A 19,853-nucleotide genomic window follows, 5' to 3' on the forward strand; every position below is an offset into this window, starting at 1 on the left:
TTGTTCACAGATCTTCACCTATTCTTTCTTTAATATCTTTATGCTACAAGACATTAACTTTCTAAACAAGAAAAAACTCCCCAAAAGGTCTGGGAAGTCTTGAGTTGGCTATTTTTTCACAGCTCCAACATGCTCAAAAAATTCTGGATATGATACAGCAATACAATCTGCATCATCTAATGTGACAGTACCATTTGTAATTAAAGCTGCCACCGCCCCCATCATTCCTATGCGATGGTCACCATATGTCTTCAAACTTGCACCATTTAATGGCGTTGGCCCTTCAATAATCATGCCATCATCAGTTGCTTCTATGTTAGCTCCTAATTTCTTTAGCTCATCAACGACCGCTGTAATACGATCTGTTTCTTTTACTTTTAGCTCCTCGGCATCTTTAATAATTGTTTTACCGTGTGCTTGTGTCGCTAGCAGTGCAATGATTGGAATTTCGTCGATTAAACGTGGAATAATAGCACCTTCGATTGTTGTTCCATTCATTGTAGATGTTTGAATTCTTATCGTAGCAGTCGGTTCTGCTTGCCCGTCATTTTCTTGTACCATCGACATTGTCGCATTCATATTTTGTAGCACTTCAATGATACCGTCTCGTGTTGGATTCACACCGACATTTTCTAATGTGATGTCACTACCCTGGCAAATCGCCCCAGCCACTAAGAAAAAGGCAGCCGATGAAATATCACCAGGTACAGATACGTGTGTCCCAGTTAACGTTTGTCCACCTTTAAAGGAAACAACACCGTTCTCAACATCAACCTGTGCACCAAATTGACGTAACATACGCTCCGTATGATCACGAGAAACCTCTGTTTCACGGACAATTGTAGTACCCTCAGCACGTAAACCCGCAAGTAGAATAGCTGATTTCACTTGTGCACTTGCAACTGGCATTTGGTAATCAATTGCTTGTAGTGTTGTGCCTTGAATAGCAAGTGGCGTATACTGCCCGTTTGCACGTCCTGTGATGTGAGCACCCATTTGACGTAGTGGATCGATAACGCGACGCATCGGACGTTTGCCGATAGACGCATCCCCCGTCATAACTGTATGCACAGCTGAGCCCGCTAAAATACCCAGCATTAGACGCGTTGTCGTACCAGAGTTCCCTGTGTACAATACCTCTGTCGGTTCTTGCCACGCATCAATGCCGTCACTATCAATTGTCACGTTTGTGCCATCAACCTCAATTTTCACACCAAGCTTACGGAAGCAGTCAATTGTACTTAAGCAATCTTCTCCTAGTAAAAAACCGCTTACTGTCGTTCTACCAGTCGCAATTGAGCCAAACATAACAGAACGGTGAGACACGGATTTATCTCCTGGAATTGTTAACGTCCCTTGTAGGGAAGGTTTATTATATTGTAATACTTTTTCACTCATTGTTCTTTCTCCCCCTTATTATGAAGATAGAAAGCGCCGATTGTTCGATGCTTTCCCTTTAAGAAAAATTAAAGAGGATCTCCACCAAAATCTGTACTTGAAAGCATACTTCACTACAATAATATGGGGTTGATTTCCGTTCCGGCTGGGTGATTTCCGGGGGGCATTCGATGAGCCGCTTCACTCGCTACGCTCGCTCCAAGGTCTCATCCGGAACGCTAATCCCCCAGGAGTCTCCCAGCCTCCACTCCAATCAATGAGCAATCTAAAATTAATATATCTTGTCATTCTACCCTAGATATAAGGAGGCGGCTTTTATTTTAATCAAGTACATGTGATGGTGATGCCCCTAAAAATATAAGCAAAAGTCCACATTCTTTCCCGTGGGAATAACGTGGATTTTGCTAAAAAAGATGGTACTAACTTTTATGAATATGTCATGTCTCATACCACAAACTACCCAAAAATGAATTATTTTAGTTTTTAGCAACAAAATTCTAGTTTATTGGAGTGGAAGGCGGCGACTCCTAGGGGATCAGCGAGTGGCTTGATACCCTGCAGGAGCAACGCGACGAAGCGGCTCAAGGCTCGCCCCCTGGAACGGAAATCAACGGGGCCTTTGAACAAACTCTCATAAACGTCTATAAAAAATTCATTGTCGTTAATGTTTTTCAACAATGTGTAGAAAGCGCCGATTGTTCGACGCTTTCCCTTTTAAGATATATATGTCTCGAAATTTGCACGTTGTTGAATACATGTTGCAGCGCGTTCTCGATCACTTTCAGTTTGAAAGCTAATAACAAGTACCCCGAAAACATCCTCACGAGATTCAATAATACGTAGGTTCGTAATACTAATCGATTCATCTGCGAGATAGCCTGTTACTTCAGAGATTACCCCTGGATAGTCAGGCACATCAACGTACAAATCAAATGATGTAAATATCGCGCCCGCACTCACTGGTAATTCATCACGTAATTCTTTGGCCACCGAAAAGTAACTTTCAATGTCGTCCGAATTCCCATCAAGTAGTAAACTCTTTACACGGTCCATCTCTGACTGCCAACCATCTAATTGGGCAATAAGTTCATCACGGTTTTGTAGCGTTATATCACGCCATAAAATCGGATTTGATGATGCAATACGTGTCACATCACGGAAACCTCCAGCAGCAAGTGAACGTGTCATTGGGTATTCGCCTTTTTCATCCCCAAGCTGATGCACTAAAGAAGCAGCAATGACATGTGGGAAATGGCTAACAACCGCTGTCATATGGTCATGCTCACGAGCAGACACACTCACAACTTTTGCATGTGTAAATTTCAGCAAGCTTTCAAGTTGCGCCATATTTACGATTTCCTCGCCTGCAAGTGGCGTTAGCATATAATAAGCATTTTCAAAAAGATGAGGCTTTGCCGCTAACACACCGCTTTTATGGGAGCCAGCCATTGGGTGACCACCGATAAACGTTATGCCTAGTGCACGTAACTCTCCTGCTTTTTGCATAATCATCTTTTTCGTACTACCTGTATCTGTAATAATCACTTTATTTTTTAGAGGCCATGATTTTAATTGTTCCATCCAGTCTAGCGTTGCGTTGACTGGAGTACCAAAAATAATCACATCCACTTCAGCTGCAGCTTCTTTAGGATCTGTTACGACTTCATGCACGATTTGAAGAGTCTTTGCATGTTCTCTCGTTTTTTCATCCATATCGTAGCCGATAATTTTCGTTTCAGGCGCTTTTTGTAATGCGAGGGCAATTGAGCCACCGATTAAGCCAAGCCCAATAACGAGTACTTTCCGTGTCATGCAAAAACCCCTTGCTCTTTTAACACATCTTCTAGTTGGGCTAATAGGGCTGCATTTTGTGATTCTGTACCAATTGTGATTCGGATAAAGCCCGGTGCGCCTAATGCATTCCCACTACGGATAATGAAGCCACGTTTCATCAGTTCTTGGAAAACAACATCACTGTCTGCTCCTGTGTTAAAGAAAATAAAGTTTGTATCAGATGGGTAGTATTTTAAATTATGTTTCTCACAAAATTCAACGTATTGCTTTTTACCTTTTTCATTCGCTTCACGACAAGATTTAATATAGTCTTGATCGCTTAGTGCAATTGTGGCTACAGCTTGACTTAAAATTGTATTATTAAATGGTGCACGCACTGGATCTAGCTTAGCAATGACTTCTGGTTGACCAATTGCATAGCCAACACGGAATGACGCAAGGCCATAAGCTTTAGAGAATGTACGCATTAATAATACATTTGGATACTCATCAATTAATGTTAGTGTGTCTTTATGCGCTGGATTCGTCACGTATTCGATATAAGCCTCATCTAAGATAACCAGTACGTCACTAGGTACTTTATTTAGGAATGCACGTAGATCTGCATCTGGAATAACAACTCCTGTTGGATTATTTGGACTACATACCCAAACAACAGAAGTCTTGTCGTCAATTGCCGCCGCCATTGCATCTAAATCATGAGCGCCTTCGATGCACGAGATTTTACGCACTTCTGCACCTTCGATATCAGCATTGTGCCAGTATTGCGAGAATGATGGGTCTGCCATAATAGTGTTGACACCCGGATACAACAAAGCACGAGTAATAATCGTAATAATATCATCTGAGCCATTTCCGAAAAGAAGTTGTGTTTCGTTAACACCTAAATGCCCAGCCACAGCTGTACGTAAGTTTTGTGCGTAGCCATCTGGATAGATTGCATGATTCGTCGCATCATCTTTTAAATAGGCTGTTACTTTTGGTGAGCAACCAAACGGGTTTTCGTTGGATGCTAGTTTAATAACTTCTTGTAAACCAAATTCGCGTTGTACTTCTGCAATTGGTTTACCAGGTTGATAGGCTTTCATGCCGTGAATTTGTTGTTTCCATTTCATCTCTACCGTCTCCTCTTTACTTAGCTTGGGCTAAATCTGGTCTTAATTTTATTGCATCATTTAAATATAAATGTTTCACATCTTTTTGTGACACTTCAACATTCGCATGAATCAATACACGAATACATAATGGCAAAGCATTTGGTACGTCCATTTCATGCATACACATAACCGGTACATACTGCCAGCCTTCCATTAATCGTACCGAACGCGCTGGGAACGCTGATGTAATATCTGGTGTTGTTGAGATAATAATAGAGGCAATATCATCTACATCGACGTTGTTTGCGGCTACTACTTCTCGCACTAACTTTGCTGTCTCATCCCATACAAGCTCTTGCTTGTCCGATTCAATTGTTGTTGCTCCTCTAAGTCCACGAATCATACAAGCACCTCCGCTAATAGCTTTCTAAATTCGGCGTCTACTTCTTCGCACTCTGCTAGTTCGATTGGTCGCACAAATGGCTCCCCAATTTTTTCGAGTAAGACAAATTGCAGCACGCCGTATTCCGCTTTTTTATCTTTCACTAAATACTCCGTTAATTCTTCAAATGAATAACGATTCACTGCGTCAAATGGGTAGCCATTTTTGAGCGCAAATTGTAAAAATTCTGTCGTGAAGGCACGGTCTAACTCACCATAACGTTCACTAAGAATTAAACAATACACTAAGCCAATCATAACCGCCTCACCGTGCGCCACTTTACCATAGCCAGCAGCAGCTTCAATGGCATGCCCATACGTATGCCCTAAGTTTAAATATTTGCGTACTGATTGCTCAGTTTCATCTTCAGATACGATTTTCGCTTTTACTTCAATACCAGCCTTTAGCTGTTTCGCTAATTCAGCTGTACTGAAGTGAATCACCGAATCTGCAGCCATGAGCTCTTGTAGCCACGCTTCATTTGAAATCATTGCATGCTTGATGACCTCAGCTGTACCAGAACGCACTTCACGCTCTGGTAAGCTTTCTGTAAAGATCGTGTCATAAATCACACCTTCAGGCTGATAAAAAGCACCAATCATATTTTTGCCTAGTGGATGATTAATCGCTGTTTTTCCGCCTACTGCAGAGTCATGCGCTAAAATCGTCGTTGGAATTTGAATAAACGGCACACCGCGCATATATGTCGCTGCAACAAAGCCAGTTAAATCGCCAACTGCACCGCCACCAAATGCAAAAATGAATGATTTACGTGAACATTTTTGTTCAAGTAAAAATGTTTGTGCTGCATTATATTGTTCGAAAGTTTTACAAGCTTCGCCACCTGGAAGCACAAAGACTTCAAAGTCATATGGGAAATTGGCTTTGAAATAGTTGCCTTGTGCTTCCCATACGTTGGCATCTGTAAAAACGATACATTTATCTGCTTTTTGCAGTTTATCATCAAATGATTTAACAGCCTCTGCTAAAAAATCATGCCCAAGCACAACATCATATTGATGAGATTTTGTCGATACTGGTACGCGCATACATCAAAACTCCTTTGTATAACGGCGCTGTTCGTCAATTTGAGCTTTTAATTGTGGTAATTGATCGCCGTGGAATTGATCCATAATTGCACTTGCTATTTCCCAGGCAATAACGTGCTCAGCAACTACTGAAGCTGCTGGTACTGCACAGCTATCCGAACGCTCAACGCTTGCTTTAAATGGTTCTTTCGTTTCGATATCGACACTTTGTAATGGTTTATATAATGTCGGAATTGGCTTCATCACACCACGTACGACGATTGGCATACCTGTAGACATTCCGCCTTCTAGACCGCCAAGACGATTTGTAGCACGTGTGTAGCCTTCTTCTTCCGACCAAATGATTTCATCGTGGACTTCAGAGCCTTTACGACGAGCCATTTCAAAACCAATACCAAACTCGACACCTTTGAATGCATTAATAGAAAGCATTGCTGCTGCTAATTTAGCATCTAGTTTACGATCATAGTGCACATAAGAGCCTACACCTGCTGGCATGCCTTCTACAATAACTTCTACAACTCCGCCGATTGTATCGCCAGCTTTTTTCGCTTCATCAATAGCTTCTACCATTTTGGCTGATGCTACTGGATCTACACAGTAACATGGATCTGCTTCTATGATTGCACGGATTTCATCTGCTGACTTGCCTTCTATTACTGAAGTATCTGCTTTAATGCCCACGATTTCTGTTACGTGTGACACGATTGAAATACCAAGTTCATTTAATAATGCTTTTGCAACAGCACCTACTGCCACGCGCACAGTCGTCTCACGCGCTGAAGAACGCTCTAAAATATTTCTCAAATCACGATGTCCATATTTCATGCCACCTACTAAATCTGCATGCCCTGGACGTGGACGTGAAATCTGACGTTTAATATCTTCTGGATTCACATCATCTGCTAATGGTTCTGCCCCCATAATTTTTGTCCAGTGCTTCCAGTCATCATTCGTGACAACCAGTGCGACAGGAGATCCTAATGTCTGCCCATGACGTACGCCAGCAACGATTTCTACTGTATCTGTTTCGATTTGCATACGACGACCACGGCCATGACCTCCTTGACGTCTTTTTAAATCATGATTAATCGTTTCTGCTGTAATTGGTAATAGTGACGGTAACCCCTCAATAATTGTTGTTAATTGTGGTCCGTGTGATTCTCCTGCTGTTAAGTAACGCATAAACACTTTCTCCCTTCAACTCGCTAAAGTATGTATTTTTCACTATAACATATTTTTTCTAAAAAAACAGTGCCTTTGTTAACGTCATATAATTATATGCGAATATTCTGAACGATTTACGCAAAAAGAAGCAATTTAAAACCTTAAAAAATACGCTTTCACTAACAAGCGAAAAGCGTATTTCCCTCAATATCTAATGCTTGTACTATATGTACGTGAATAAAGACTTGCCCACTGTACGTAAGGTTTTATATAAAATTAACTATTTTTACGGTAAAAGAACGTATCCTCTACTTCAAAATTGTAACGCGATGGATTAAAAATTTGCTCCGTTGAGCCTACAAATAAAATCCCATCCTTGCGCAATGCTTTACTGAAATTCGCATAAATTTGATCTTTTGCTTCTTCTGTAAAATAGATCATGACATTACGACAGACAATCAGATCAAAATTCGACTCATAATTGTCCCTCAAAAGATTATGTTTTTTAAATGTTACACAACGTTTTATTTCATCTTTTACTTTAAAGAAGTTGCCTTCTTTTTCAAAGTACTTCGCTTGAATATCCTTAGGTACCTCTGCTAAAGAACGCTCAGGATAAAGTCCTAACTTTGCTTTTTGAATAACGTTTTCATCTAAATCTGTAGCAATAATTTGAATTTGTGATAGCGGTACTAATTGAGACAACACCATTACTAATGAGTACGGTTCTTCTCCAGTTGAACATGCAGCACTCCAAATTTTCAAACGTTTATTTGTTTGCAATAATTTCGGGAGAATTTTCTTTTCTAATACTTCCCAACGTTTACCGTTGCGATAAAATTCCGATACATTAATCGTCATACGATCTAAAAATTCATTCATTAAATCTCGATCTTGCTCTAGCGCTTTTAGAAAATCAACAAAATCACGATAACCTTTTTTCTCATAGAGAGAAGTTAAACGTCTCTTCATTTGCGCTTCTTTGTATAAAGCTAAATCAATACCTGTTTTACGCTTAATACCTTCTACAAAATGTACATAATCAGACATATGGTCATCTTCCCCTCTAGCGTCTTATTTCCATTATAGCGGAAAAATAGCATTACTGAAATAGGCTTTCAAGGGGAATCAAGGTTTCTTCAGTGAACTTTGCTTCGTTTCTAGCAACTGAACTTTCGAATGTTCAAGTTCCAATCTCATTTTTTCAGTTTCAATCGTATAAGATTCAAGTCGTAGCTTTTCCAATTCTATTTCTTGTTGAACAGTTTTCATTTTAAGCTTTTGTCCCCTTGTAAGTGCATCCGTAAAAATACCGGCTAACGCGATGACCACTCCACCAATTATCGCAACTATTGCAATGCTCATACATCCACATCCTTCCTTTAACTAGAGTATACGATAAAACAAACGGATAGTTTCATTTCTTAACTTTTAATGAGTAAATTATAAACTATTCCCTTTTATTAAATAAAGTGGTAGTTCATTCCCCTTCAGCACTCGCTTTCCATAGGTGAGTTTAGCTAACGGCATTCGCCTTTCGCTACATAAAACACTTGTTTCCCCAAACCTGCTCATCAGACACTCTCCGGAAAGTGCCCATCCGGAACGGAAATCAATCTCATTCATGATGATGAATCCCTTAAAAATGTGTTTAGGTATTCTTAGGATGTATTTTTGCTTAGAGCGAATATTAAACCATGATAAAGGAGCTTTCCAGGTTATGGTCAGCTCCTTTGTGATTATACCTCTATACTATAATCTTTTAAGTCTTCTCGTAGTTTTGCCTTTAAAAATTTCCCAACAGAAGATTTCGGTACTTCGTCAATGAATAGTACATCATCAGGAATCCATGTTTTATGGAATTGACCACGAAGACTCTCTAGTAACTCTTCTTTTGTAATTGTATCTTTAAACTCAGGCTTTGGTACAACGCACGCTAATGGACGCTCAAGCCATTTTTCATGTGGCATAGCAATAACCGCCGCTTCAAATACTTTATTATGTGTCATAAGTGCGTTCTCAAGGTCCACAGATGAAATCCATTCTCCACCACTCTTAATCAAATCCTTCGTCCGATCCGTAATTTTAATGTAACCATCTGGCGTCATAACGGCAATGTCTCCCGTATAAAGCCAGCCATCTTTAAAGGCTTCAGCTGTGCGCTCATCGTTGTAGTATTCTGCCGCAATCCATGGCCCACGAATCGTAAGCTCGCCCATCGTTTTACCATCCCACGGTACTTCACCTTCTTCATTGACAATTCGTGTCTCAATGAGTGGCGTCGTTAATCCTTGCAACGCACGAATCTGCATTTTTTCATCTTGCGTATAATTGTGCATATGTGATAGATAACTCGCTATGCTAACAAGTGGCGATGTTTCCGTCATGCCATAGCCCGTATAAAACGGAATTCCCTGTTCTTCTTCAAAGCCACGAACTAAACCGACCGGAGATGCTGAGCCACCACTAAGAATGAGACGAAGCGCCGATAAATCGCGTGGATTTTGGCGTTGCTCCTGTAAAACACCTAGCCAAATCGTTGGCACACCTGCTGTCAAAGTCACCTTGTATTGCTCTATCAAATCAAGCAGTATTTGTGGTGTAAACATCGGCCCAGGCAATACTTGTGTCGTCCCAAATAATACACTTGCAAACGGTAACCCCCACGCATTTGCATGGAACATTGGTACGACTGGAAGTGCTACATCGTTCTCACCAAGGCTTGTATTATCTGATAGTCCTAACGAAATACTATGAAGCACAATACTACGGTGCGTATACACGACACCTTTTGGCATACCTGTTGTCGCACTTGTATAGCACATACCGGCCGGTGCATTCTCATCTAAATCTTCTGGGAAAACAAAATCATCACTTGCAGCTGCTAGTAATTCCTCATATGAATGAGCATTCGGCAATGGACAATTTTCTAACGTCACCGCATCCCCCATGACGATAAAATGCTTCACTGTTTTTAGCTGAGCAGCAATTGGCGCAATGAGCGGTACTAAATTATCATCAATCAGTAAAATTTCATCCTCTGCGTGGTTAATAACGTAGAGAATATGCTCGGGTGCCAGTCGAATATTGATCATATGGAGTACAGCTCCTGCACATGGCACAGCAAAATAAGTTTCCAAATGTCGATGGTGATTCCAGGCAAATGAACCAACTTTCATACCTCTCGTCATACCAAGCTTCGTTAATGCATCCGCTAGCTTACGTGTACGACTTACATATTCCTTATAAGTAAACTCCTGAATCGTTGTAGGGCCTGTACGAGATACTATTTTCTTTGCATGGAAAAAACGCTCTGCTCTGTTTAAAAAACTCGTTAATAATAAAGGTGTATCCATCATATGCATAAAATCTCTCCCCTTCATTCTCAAATTATTTAACATCCAAGGCAGACTGCTTCTACAAACCAATATTCTTAGCTATAATCGTTTTCATTATTTCATTCGTTCCTGCATAAATCGAAGCTACTGGAATATCTCGATATCTTCTAGCAATCTTATACTCTTCCATAAAACCGTAGCCACCATGTAGCTGCATACATTGAGCAGCCATTTGACGCGCATTTTCTGTAATCCAATATTTCGCCATCGAAACTTTCGTCACAATGTCTTGCCCTGCCATGTGCGCCACTAACAAACTTTCTATAAAACTTTTTCCTAATTCAATTTGCGTCGCCATTTCTGCCATTTTAAACTGTGTATTTTGGAAAGTACCAATAGGCCGACCAAATGCCGTACGCTCCTTGACATAAGCTAGCGTTGTTTCAAACATATCCTCAGCCGCTATTTGCGCGCCTATGGCAACACCTAAACGCTCCTGCTGTAGCTTATTCATCAAATAATAAAAGCCATGCCCCTCTTGACCAAGTAAATTTTCAACAGGCACGCGGCAATCTTCAAAATAAAGCTCTGCAGTATCCTGTGCATGAAGACCAACCTTCTCTAGCTTACGCCCTCGTTTAAAGCCTTCCATTCCTTCTTCAACAATTAGCAGGCTTATGCCCTTATGCCCCGCAGTCGCATCTGTTTTGACAACGACGATGACGACATTACTTTGAATACCATTCGTAATAAACGTTTTTTGACCATTGACAATGTAAGTATCGCCTTCTTTTTTAGCAGTCGTTTGAATAGCTGCTAAATCTGAACCCGCACCCGGTTCCGTCATCGCAATCGCCGTAATGACTTCCCCCGTAACACATTTCGGCAACAGACGCTTTTTCTGTGCCTCTGTACCGTGAGCTTCTATATACGGCACAACGATATCATTATGAAGTCCGATTCCGACTAAACTTGAGGCAACGCGCTCTAGCTCCTCCGAAATGACGACATTATAGCCAAAGTCCAGCCCAAGCCCTCCGTATTGCTCTTCCACTTGAGGGCATAGATAGCCCATTTCGCCAAGTGTTTGCCAAAAAGCTAGAGGTACACTCTTCTCCCTCTCCCATGTATCAATAAACGGCTCCGCATGATTTTGTAAATATTTCCGAATCGTTTTCCGAAAAATATCATGTTCTTCTGTTTCAAAACTATAGCGCATCAATACTCCCCCTTACTTTGGCTGCATTCGGATGGCACCGTCTAGGCGAATCACCTCACCATTTAACAGCCCATTGTGAATAATACTTTCAACAAGCATTGCATATTCAGATGGCTTACCTAGGCGCTTCGGAAACGGTGTCATAGACCCAAGAGCAACTCTTGCAGGTTCTGGGAGCATTGCAAACATTGGCGTATCTATTAATCCCGGTGCAATCGTCATGACACGTACGCCAATATCCGCTAGCTCACGCGCAATCGGCAACGTCATTGCTGCGACACCACCCTTTGAAGCACTATAGGCTGCTTGTCCAATTTGCCCATCAAAAGCCGCCACAGACGCTGTATTAATAATGACACCACGCTGACCATCTGCATCTGGCTCATTATGTTGCATCTTTTCAGCAACGAGACGAATTACATTAAATGTGCCAATCAAATTGATAGCTATCACCTTTTCAAAAGAATCGAGTGCATGTACCCCACGTTTTGATAGCACTTTATTTCCGATGGCAATCCCTGCACAGTTCACAGCCACATTCACCGATCCAAATGCTGCTAGAGCCTGTTCCAGCCCAGCTGCAACATCTACCTCATTCGTTACATCTACACGTGCATATTGCACATTTTCGCCTAGCTCCTGTACAAGGGCAGTCGCTCGTTCATCATTGACATCAAAAATTACAGCCTTGCCGCCTTCTCCTACAATTTTGCGTACAGTCGCCTCACCTAAACCTGACGCACCACCTGTTACAACCGCTACTACTTCATGACATTTCATCCAACACAACCCCTTTTACAGTTTTTCGATAATTGTGGCGTTCGCCATCCCCATGCCTTCACAAATTGCAAGTAATCCATAACGTAAATTCTCACGTTCCATACGATAAAGCATAGTTGTTAACAGCTTCGTACCGGTTGCACCGAGTGGATGTCCAAGTGCAATCGCTCCTCCATCTGGATTAAGCTTTGCTGGGTCTGCCCCAATCTCAAGAAGCCAAGCTAGCGGCACTGGTGCAAAGGCTTCGTTTACCTCATACGTATCGATATCATCGATTGTCAGGCCTGCACGTTCAAGTGCTCGCTTCGTCGCTTCAATAGGCCCTGTCAGCATAAGTGTCGGGTCTGAGCCTACGACAACCCTTGTCACAATTTTCGCAAGTGGTTTAATGCCGAGTTCATTCGCCTTATCAAGTGACATTACAACTACAGCCGATGCACCATCACTCATTTGACTCGCATTCCCTGCAGTAATCACCCCGTCCTCTTGAAAGACCGTTTTCAAGCCATTTAAAATGTCGATTGTCGTTTCTGCTCGTGGGCCTTCATCAACCGCAAAAGTAATGCTTTCACCATCTTCTTGAGATACTGTCACCGGAACAATCTCCTGTTCAAAATGACCTGCTTCTATTGCAGCGAGGGCTCTCCTATGACTTGTGAGTGCATATTCATTCAGTTGATCTTTTGAAAGCTGCCATTTCTCCGCCATTTTCTCAGCCGATAGCCCTTGATGAATAATATTATGATTTTCTTGTAAGCGTTTTCCTTTATGTGCGTCTTTCATATTTGAAAACATCGGTGCCCTTGTCATACTCTCTACACCACCAGCAATAACAATATCCATATCACCAGCTAAAATAGCCTGTGCCGCAAAATGTACCGCCTGTTGACTTGAACCGCATTGGCGATCAATCGTTACGCCTGGCACTGTCTCTGGGAAACCAGCCATCAGTAACGCTGTACGTGCAATATTTGCCCCCTGCTCCCCTGTTTGCGTGACACAGCCGAAAATAACATCCTCCACTTGCCCCTTATCAATACCCGCACGACTAACAGCGGCCTGCAACACATCCGCTGCTAAATCATCCGCACGTACATCCTTTAACGCACCTTTGCTACGCCCAACCGCTGTACGAACTGCTGCTACAATTACTACTTCTCTCATAAAAAATCCCCCTTACTGACTTGTTTAACGTAGCTTTTTTGCACACTGAGCACAATATGCGCTATCTTCGTAAACTATTCATCTATTAATCAATTTCGTGCCAAAACTTTCACGTAAATTATATTTCAGTATTTTCCCTGATGCATTTCTTGGCAATTGATCCACATAAAAAAATTGACGTGGAATTTTATAGCCTGCCAATTTTTCTCTGCAATAATCCTTCAACTCTTGCTCAACAATTATTTCGTCAGGCTTTAATACTATGACTGCTGCAACACTTTCTCCCCAATGTTCATCTGGCAAGCCAATCACTGTTACTTCTTGTATTTTTGAATACCCGTCCAGCACCTGTTCTACTTCAACTGAGTAAACATTTTCACCACCTGAAATTATCATGTCCTTTTTCCGATCAACGATTGTAATAAACCCTTCCTCATCAATTGTTGCTAAATCACCTGTTAATAACCAACCGTCTACAAAAGCTTTACGTGATTCCTCAGGTTTTTTATAATATTCCTTCATGATAGTAGCGCCACGAAGAACGAATTCCCCCACTACTCCAGGTGCTACATCTTCCATTTGCTCATTAACAACACGTGCATTCGTAAATGGCATAGGTTTCCCACCAGCACCAAGGTTAGTTTTATGCTGTTCTGGTGAAAGGTAAATCCCACCTGGGCCACCCTCTGTAAGACCACAGTAATTGTAAAACTGGTCAGTTCCGAAATACGCCATTGATTTTTCTATTAGTGCTGGTGACATCGGTGCAGCACCATATGCACAAAAACGTATGGAGGATAAGTTAAATGTCTTTGGCGGCACTTGTAAAAACGCATTGTACATAGCTGCAACGCCAAAGAAAGTCGTCACTTTATGCGTTTCAATCGCCTTCAACACCTCGACTGGATGGAAATCACGATGCACAACTAGCGTGCCCCCACTAAACATCGTTGTTAAAAACACTAAATTCAATGCAGCTGAATGGAATATTGGCGCAACTAAAAGATAACAATCCTCTTCATTTAATCTCGCAATATGATTATATGCTACATTCACATTTAAAACGGTATGATGATCAAATAAGGCGCCTTTTGGTTTTCCAGTTGTCCCTGAAGTATATAAAATTTCCGCATCATCCAATGGCGAAAGATCAACACCAGTTTCAGTAATATTATCTGTTCGCAGAGCACGGAATGATAAAAACCCTTCAGTTCTAGCTATCGGCGTAATCGCCACTGATATTGATATGGGCAACTGAACTATCACTTCTTTACAAACATCTTCTAGCTCTGCATCTGCTAACATAAATACGCTATCTGACTGATTTAAAATATAACTCAGTTCATTGGCTGTTAAGCGGAAATTGATCGGCACAAGAACACCACCGACTTTCCAAATTGCGTAAGCAGCAATAATAAAATCATCCGAGTTTTTCATAAAAACCGCAATTTTGTCACCCTTTTTAATCCCTTGTGCCAATAACCCATTGGCATAGCGATTGACTTCCTCATTTAAAGATTGATATGTGTACTCTTTTTCCTGATAAACTAAACAAACCTTGTTCGGCGTTCGATGTGCATGTAACATTAACGGTACAGTTAAATCCATGAAATCCCACCTTTAAGAAATTAGTTAGTTAAGAATTTAATTGTACTATAAACAAAATTTTCTAACAATTCTAAAAATAGAAAGATATTCTTATAACACTATGTATTTTGAAATAAAAAAACAACTATCGCTATAAAAAACGATAGTTGTTTATGTTCATCTATACTTTTAAGTAGATTCAGATTAAACTAAATCTTCGCCAAAGAATAAACCGATTTCGCGTTCAGCAGAAGCTAAAGAGTCAGAACCGTGGATGATGTTGTGAGATACTGTTGTAGCGTAGTCACCACGGATTGTACCTGGGTTAGATTCTTCTGGTTTAGTTGCGCCCATCATAGTACGAGCAAGTTTAATTACGTTTTCGCCTTCCCATACCATAGCGAATACTGGACCAGAAGTGATGAATTCTACTAATTCACCGAAGAATGGACGTTCAGAGTGCTCAGCATAGTGCTTTTCTGCTAATTCAGTTGGAATTACCATTAATTTAGCACCTTTTAGTACGAAACCGCGACGCTCAAAGCGATCTACGATATCACCAATTACTTGACGTTCTACGCCGTCTGGTTTAACCATTAAAAATGTTTGTTCGATTGCCATGTTATAAAACACTCCTTAAATTCGTCTAACAGGTTTTTCACCTACCGATAAATATTAACAAACTATGAGCAAATGTACAACAAAAAGCTAAAATTTACGTTTTCCCATAACTAAAGCGATATCTCGAAGCTTTTTCTTTACGGGATGTTTTGGTAACGCATCAATCTCTTTTAATGCTTTTTTCAAGTACTTGTCACTCATAATATTGGCTTGCTTGATAGCATCTGATTTACGCACATATTTCAACATTTCTTGACGTTCAGGCTCTGTTAATGTGCCTGCAAACACCTTTGTTAAATACGGCTGCATGTTTGGGTCATCCTTTAACAGCAATATAGGTAAAGTTATATTCCCTTGCAATAAATCGCTACCCGCAGGCTTTCCAAGTTCTTTATCGGTTGCTACAATATCTAAAATATCATCTATAATTTGGAAACTCATGCCAACAAAATAGCCGAAGCGCTTTAAATGATTGACAGTTTTTTTATCTACACCTGCAGCGACTGCACCAAGTTCACAACTAGAAGAAATCAATAATGCAGTTTTTCGTTTAATACGTCTGAAATAATCTTTCAAACCTTGATTAAGTCTGTATTTATCTTCAATTTGAATGACTTCACCGTTACAAATTTCTACCATTGTTCGCGCTAAAATTTGATGAACGAGTGGGTCTTCAAGCTTTGTAATATATTCAAGTGCACGCGCAAAAATAAAATCGCCCGTGTACATCGCTACTCGGTTATTCCACTGTGATTTGACGGTTGGGCGACCTCTTCGCATATCCGAATCGTCAATCACATCATCATGTACAAGGGATGCCATATGAATAAGCTCTAACGGAACTGCGACATCTTTTATTTTATCGATTTGGTAGTCGCCAAATTTTGCGCCAAGTAACACAAAAATTGGTCGAATCCGTTTGCCACCAGCTTGTAATAAATGGAGAGAAGCATCATTAATCAAATGTGAAGACGAGTTCACCGCTGTTTCTAATTCTTTTTCGATGACATCTAAATCTGATTTCAAATCAGAATAGAGTAGTTTTAACTTCATCTTTTCCACGCGTGAAAACCTTCCCCCATTAACGTACTTTTTTAAAGCCCATATGCATTGCTGCTGCACCACCGCTGTATGCTTTATACGTTACTTTTTCTAAACCTGCTTGTCCAAACATTGTCGCTAATTTCTTCATGCCTGGGAAATCATTTGCCGATTCTTGTAACCAAGAATATTCTTTATAGCTCTTCGCAAAGATTCTACCGAATATCGGCATAATATATTTAAAATAAAATCGGAATAATTGTCGATAGCCTGGAATTTCAGATTGTGATGTTTCTAAACAAACGACCATTCCGCCCGGTTTTACAACACGTTGCATTTCTTTTAACACTTGTAAATAATCAGGTACATTACGAAGCCCAAAGCCAATTGTGACATAATCAAATGTATTATCAGGAAACGGTAATTCCATTGCATTGCCATGTAAAAGCTCGATTTGTGGATAAGGCTTCACCTTGTCCTCTCCAACTTTCAACATATTCTTACTGAAATCGAGGCCCTTAACTTCCCCTGTTTCCCCGACTGCCTCTGCTAATGCAATTGTCCAATCCGCAGTACCACAACAAACATCCAAAGCCTTTGAGCCAGGTTTCACGTCCATACGCTTCATCGTATCATTGCGCCAGCCGACATGCATTTGGAAGCTGATAACCCCATTCATCTTGTCGTAGCTTTCCGAAATATTTTCAAATACTTCGTGTACGTGTTCTTCTTTCGATTTAGCCATCTTGTCAAACCCCTCTTATCAGTTAGTAGAAACCAAGTTCGCCTCTACACGTGCCTGCAAAGCCTGCTTTATATCTTGCTGTAAAAATGAAGATTGTTTAATTTCTTGCAATAGCTCTGTTTTTAATTGCACAATTTTATTTTGCATGACAATGTCATACGTCGTGCCTTCAAGTATAGCACTTTTTTCAATATATATATTAAGCAACGATCCTTGTCCGTTCTGATGTGCTGCCATTTCTCGTTCCAAGCGGAGGAGGAGTAAACTTTTCTCTACCAACGTTATATAGTGCCCAAATGCATAAAGGTTGAAAAACTGAGCAATTAAGCCTGCTTCAATATTTTCTACTGCAGCAAACCATTGTTCAACCGTACGTTCCTCTTGTTCATACACTTTTATTTGATGTTCACATCGTGCCGCAATGCCTTGAGACAAACTTCGAATTAATCCGACATTTCCTGACGATGCTAAAATCTCATAATAACGGCCACTATAAAAGTCACCTGCTAACACTGTTAACTGTTGGTCTTTTGAAGTGGCATCTAATTCTTTTATATGATCATGTGCCGCAAGTGCTGCGTACACAATACCTACTGTAATTGCAGCTTCTGTTTGCTCTTGTTGCCACTCTTCCCCATTAAAGAAAGGTATTAACAAGTAAAACAATTGATTTTCATCGAGCACAGGATCCCCCGTGTACTTTTGCAAAGTTCTATGACGAACATCTATGAAAATATCTGTTTTTAGCTGTGCAATTGAATTTTGAATGTATGTTGCATCCATAGACCTTTCTCCATTTCACTTTCAAATACGTCTATCATTCGCATGACCTAACGCTCGCTTACTGTGTCATTATAGCATAAGCAACGATTTGGAATAAAAAAGTTTTCTCTTTTTATGCGCTTTACTTTTTCGCTTCGCTGTGGATAACGCCATGCCCTGTATGGATTTGTGCTTTACCACGAATCTTCATTGCAGATGTATGCTCTGTAAATTGTGCAATCATTACTTCACCAGCATCTAATTTTTCAGAGTGATGGAATTTCGTATCTGTACCGCGTGTTAAGCCAATTACATGCACGCCATCTTCCTCTGCTTGAATAACTATATAATCTTGTGCCATAGTTTTTACGCTCCTTAAATCCGACAAATTCTTTGTACATCATAACATAATAAGACCTGTAATTTAAGACATTTGAATAAATGACAATACTTCACGTCGTTTTATTTCATCTTCCGCGTAAACGCCACGCGCAACAGATGTAATTGTTTTGGCACCAGGTTTTTTAAGTCCACGCATTGTCATACACATATGTTCAGCCTCAATCACTACATATACACCTTTAGGTGAAAGCATTTCCATGATTGTATCGGCAACTGATGAAGTAATACGCTCTTGTAATTGTGGTCGGCGTGCAATTGTTTCTACTGCGCGTCCTAATTTACTAAGTCCAGCAACAACCCCGTCTTCTGGTATGTATGCCACATGCGCTTTCCCGTAAAATGGTACTAGATGATGCTCACACATTGAATAAAATGGAATATCTTTCACTAGCACTAATTCCTCATGATCTTCATGGAATACCGTCTTAAAATAATCCTTCGCATCTTCATGTAAGCCACTAAACATTTCTGCGTACATTTTCGCTACTCGTTTTGGTGTATCTAATAAGCCTTCACGGTCTACATCTTCACCAACTGCCTCTAATATCATTTTTACTGCTTCCTCTATTTTCTTTAAATCAACATTCGACATTCTTAAAAACCCTCCTGCGGTTCAAAACATTACACTTTTTCTCTTTGCATCGTAGCATATCACATAAGCAAGCGCAAAACAGCTTACCTCATCAAAACAAAATTCAACATATCTCAAGTAATTTCTAGTTTATTTTCTATGTATCAAGGTTAAAACATCAAAAAGAGCAGCCTTCATGTTCGTTAACATGAAGGCTGCTCTATGTAACTACTAGACGCGTATTATTTTACAGCATCCTTAAGCGCTTTGCCTGGCTTAAAAGCAGGTACCTTGCTAGCAGCAATCTCGATTTCCATACCAGTTTGTGGGTTACGACCTTTACGAGCCGCACGTTCACGCACTTCGAAGTTACCAAAACCGATTAATTGTACTTTGTCACCCTTTGCAAGAGCATCTTGAATTGTATCAAATACAGCTTCAACTGCTTTAGAAGCGTCTTTTTTAGAAAGACCTGCAGCTTCAGCAACAGAGTTTACTAATTCTGTTTTATTCACACCATTCACCTCCTCTCAAAGGGTCATGAATCAATCTGTAAAAACAATAACATATAGAAAACCGCTACGCAACTGTATTCCTCCATGATTATACCCAAAAAATATATTTTTTACCCAAAAAACAGAAATAACAGGACTTTTCACATAGAAATGTGAAGTCC

At 40.5% G+C, this 19,853-nt stretch carries 20 protein-coding genes; all 20 read right to left on the minus strand.

Features of this window, described 5'->3' with window-relative positions:
• Positions 1-108: 108 nt before the first annotated feature.
• Positions 109-1,398 (minus strand): 3-phosphoshikimate 1-carboxyvinyltransferase, encoded by a 1,290-nt coding sequence (gene aroA, locus ACIQ2D_RS00710; RefSeq protein ID WP_402857884.1) that lies wholly within the window; start codon positions 1,396-1,398, stop codon positions 109-111.
• 714 nt (positions 1,399-2,112) lie between these two features.
• Positions 2,113-3,210 carry a prephenate dehydrogenase gene (locus tag ACIQ2D_RS00715; protein ID WP_402857887.1) on the minus strand — a complete coding sequence of 366 codons (1,098 nt, stop codon included), beginning with the start codon at positions 3,208-3,210 and terminating at the stop codon, positions 2,113-2,115.
• Complete coding sequence (gene hisC, locus ACIQ2D_RS00720) at positions 3,207-4,307, minus strand: histidinol-phosphate transaminase (RefSeq protein WP_402857890.1); 1,101 nt, start codon at positions 4,305-4,307, stop codon at positions 3,207-3,209. The genes ACIQ2D_RS00715 and hisC overlap by 4 nt, the downstream gene beginning before the upstream one ends.
• 16 nt (positions 4,308-4,323) lie before the next feature.
• A complete protein-coding gene (aroH, locus tag ACIQ2D_RS00725) occupies positions 4,324-4,692 on the minus strand; it encodes a chorismate mutase (protein ID WP_402857893.1) in 369 nt (122 codons plus the stop codon).
• Positions 4,689-5,780, minus strand: coding sequence for a 3-dehydroquinate synthase (aroB, locus tag ACIQ2D_RS00730; protein WP_402857896.1), 1,092 nt, complete (start codon positions 5,778-5,780; stop codon positions 4,689-4,691). Before aroB ends, aroH begins: the two co-directional genes overlap by 4 nt.
• Positions 5,781-5,783: 3 nt before the next feature.
• Positions 5,784-6,965 (minus strand): chorismate synthase, encoded by a 1,182-nt coding sequence (gene aroC, locus ACIQ2D_RS00735; RefSeq protein WP_402857899.1) that lies wholly within the window; start codon positions 6,963-6,965, stop codon positions 5,784-5,786.
• Positions 6,966-7,223: 258 nt separating this feature from the next.
• On the minus strand, positions 7,224-7,997 hold the full coding sequence (locus ACIQ2D_RS00740) for a CheR family methyltransferase (protein ID WP_402857902.1): 774 nt from the start codon (positions 7,995-7,997) through the stop codon (positions 7,224-7,226).
• Between the two features lie 78 nt (positions 7,998-8,075).
• A complete protein-coding gene (locus ACIQ2D_RS00745) occupies positions 8,076-8,312 on the minus strand; it encodes a hypothetical protein (protein WP_402857905.1) in 237 nt (78 codons plus the stop codon).
• Between the two features lie 374 nt (positions 8,313-8,686).
• Complete coding sequence (locus tag ACIQ2D_RS00750; protein WP_402857908.1) at positions 8,687-10,312, minus strand: long-chain fatty acid--CoA ligase; 1,626 nt, start codon at positions 10,310-10,312, stop codon at positions 8,687-8,689.
• A 52-nt stretch (positions 10,313-10,364) separates the two neighbouring features.
• Positions 10,365-11,507 (minus strand): acyl-CoA dehydrogenase family protein, encoded by a 1,143-nt coding sequence (locus tag ACIQ2D_RS00755; RefSeq protein ID WP_402857911.1) that lies wholly within the window; start codon positions 11,505-11,507, stop codon positions 10,365-10,367.
• A 9-nt stretch (positions 11,508-11,516) separates the two neighbouring features.
• Positions 11,517-12,284, minus strand: coding sequence for a 3-hydroxyacyl-CoA dehydrogenase (locus ACIQ2D_RS00760; protein ID WP_402857914.1), 768 nt, complete (start codon positions 12,282-12,284; stop codon positions 11,517-11,519).
• A 15-nt stretch (positions 12,285-12,299) separates the two neighbouring features.
• A complete protein-coding gene (locus ACIQ2D_RS00765; protein ID WP_402857917.1) occupies positions 12,300-13,448 on the minus strand; it encodes a thiolase family protein in 1,149 nt (382 codons plus the stop codon).
• Positions 13,449-13,526: 78 nt separating this feature from the next.
• Positions 13,527-15,056, minus strand: a complete 1,530-nt coding sequence (locus ACIQ2D_RS00770; RefSeq protein WP_402857920.1) for a class I adenylate-forming enzyme family protein — start codon at positions 15,054-15,056, stop codon at positions 13,527-13,529.
• Positions 15,057-15,239: 183 nt separating this feature from the next.
• Complete coding sequence (gene ndk / locus ACIQ2D_RS00775) at positions 15,240-15,656, minus strand: nucleoside-diphosphate kinase (protein ID WP_402857923.1); 417 nt, start codon at positions 15,654-15,656, stop codon at positions 15,240-15,242.
• An 87-nt stretch (positions 15,657-15,743) separates the two neighbouring features.
• Positions 15,744-16,718 (minus strand): heptaprenyl diphosphate synthase component II, encoded by a 975-nt coding sequence (gene hepT, locus ACIQ2D_RS00780; protein WP_402857926.1) that lies wholly within the window; start codon positions 16,716-16,718, stop codon positions 15,744-15,746.
• A 19-nt stretch (positions 16,719-16,737) separates the two neighbouring features.
• Positions 16,738-17,442: a demethylmenaquinone methyltransferase gene (locus tag ACIQ2D_RS00785; protein WP_402857929.1), complete on the minus strand. Its 705-nt coding sequence runs from the start codon at positions 17,440-17,442 to the stop codon at positions 16,738-16,740.
• 18 nt (positions 17,443-17,460) lie between these two features.
• Positions 17,461-18,225: a heptaprenyl diphosphate synthase component 1 gene (locus tag ACIQ2D_RS00790; protein WP_402857932.1), complete on the minus strand. Its 765-nt coding sequence runs from the start codon at positions 18,223-18,225 to the stop codon at positions 17,461-17,463.
• A 121-nt stretch (positions 18,226-18,346) separates the two neighbouring features.
• Positions 18,347-18,565 (minus strand): trp RNA-binding attenuation protein MtrB, encoded by a 219-nt coding sequence (gene mtrB / locus ACIQ2D_RS00795; RefSeq protein ID WP_053584033.1) that lies wholly within the window; start codon positions 18,563-18,565, stop codon positions 18,347-18,349.
• A 63-nt stretch (positions 18,566-18,628) separates the two neighbouring features.
• On the minus strand, positions 18,629-19,198 hold the full coding sequence (folE, locus tag ACIQ2D_RS00800; RefSeq protein WP_402857935.1) for a GTP cyclohydrolase I FolE: 570 nt from the start codon (positions 19,196-19,198) through the stop codon (positions 18,629-18,631).
• Between the two features lie 221 nt (positions 19,199-19,419).
• A complete protein-coding gene (locus ACIQ2D_RS00805) occupies positions 19,420-19,692 on the minus strand; it encodes an HU family DNA-binding protein (protein ID WP_053584035.1) in 273 nt (90 codons plus the stop codon).
• Positions 19,693-19,853 lie beyond the last annotated feature (161 nt).

It is taken from the genome of Lysinibacillus sp. NPDC097287 (assembly GCF_044761695.1).
In the GTDB taxonomy this organism is placed as follows: Bacteria; Bacillota; Bacilli; order Bacillales_A; family Planococcaceae; genus Lysinibacillus.

What these genes read in the sequence shown, in the direction of transcription:
- aroA (WP_402857884.1), bottom strand. Translation starts at nt 1,398, where the DNA reads ATGAGTGAAAAAGTATTACAATATAATAAACCTTCCCTACAAGGGACG.
- hisC (WP_402857890.1), bottom strand. Translation starts at nt 4,307, where the DNA reads ATGAAATGGAAACAACAAATTCACGGCATGAAAGCCTATCAACCTGGT.
- ACIQ2D_RS00765 (WP_402857917.1), bottom strand. Translation starts at nt 13,448, where the DNA reads ATGAGAGAAGTAGTAATTGTAGCAGCAGTTCGTACAGCGGTTGGGCGT.
- aroC (WP_402857899.1), bottom strand. Translation starts at nt 6,965, where the DNA reads ATGCGTTACTTAACAGCAGGAGAATCACACGGACCACAATTAACAACA.
- ACIQ2D_RS00785 (WP_402857929.1), bottom strand. Translation starts at nt 17,442, where the DNA reads ATGGCTAAATCGAAAGAAGAACACGTACACGAAGTATTTGAAAATATT.
- ACIQ2D_RS00745 (WP_402857905.1), bottom strand. Translation starts at nt 8,312, where the DNA reads ATGAGCATTGCAATAGTTGCGATAATTGGTGGAGTGGTCATCGCGTTA.
- aroH (WP_402857893.1), bottom strand. Translation starts at nt 4,692, where the DNA reads ATGATTCGTGGACTTAGAGGAGCAACAACAATTGAATCGGACAAGCAA.
- ACIQ2D_RS00750 (WP_402857908.1), bottom strand. Translation starts at nt 10,312, where the DNA reads ATGCATATGATGGATACACCTTTATTATTAACGAGTTTTTTAAACAGA.
- ACIQ2D_RS00770 (WP_402857920.1), bottom strand. Translation starts at nt 15,056, where the DNA reads ATGGATTTAACTGTACCGTTAATGTTACATGCACATCGAACGCCGAAC.
- aroB (WP_402857896.1), bottom strand. Translation starts at nt 5,780, where the DNA reads ATGCGCGTACCAGTATCGACAAAATCTCATCAATATGATGTTGTGCTT.
- ACIQ2D_RS00790 (WP_402857932.1), bottom strand. Translation starts at nt 18,225, where the DNA reads ATGGATGCAACATACATTCAAAATTCAATTGCACAGCTAAAAACAGAT.
- ACIQ2D_RS00715 (WP_402857887.1), bottom strand. Translation starts at nt 3,210, where the DNA reads ATGACACGGAAAGTACTCGTTATTGGGCTTGGCTTAATCGGTGGCTCA.
- ACIQ2D_RS00760 (WP_402857914.1), bottom strand. Translation starts at nt 12,284, where the DNA reads ATGAAATGTCATGAAGTAGTAGCGGTTGTAACAGGTGGTGCGTCAGGT.
- folE (WP_402857935.1), bottom strand. Translation starts at nt 19,198, where the DNA reads ATGTCGAATGTTGATTTAAAGAAAATAGAGGAAGCAGTAAAAATGATA.
- ndk (WP_402857923.1), bottom strand. Translation starts at nt 15,656, where the DNA reads ATGGCAATCGAACAAACATTTTTAATGGTTAAACCAGACGGCGTAGAA.
- ACIQ2D_RS00740 (WP_402857902.1), bottom strand. Translation starts at nt 7,997, where the DNA reads ATGTCTGATTATGTACATTTTGTAGAAGGTATTAAGCGTAAAACAGGT.
- mtrB (WP_053584033.1), bottom strand. Translation starts at nt 18,565, where the DNA reads ATGGCACAAGATTATATAGTTATTCAAGCAGAGGAAGATGGCGTGCAT.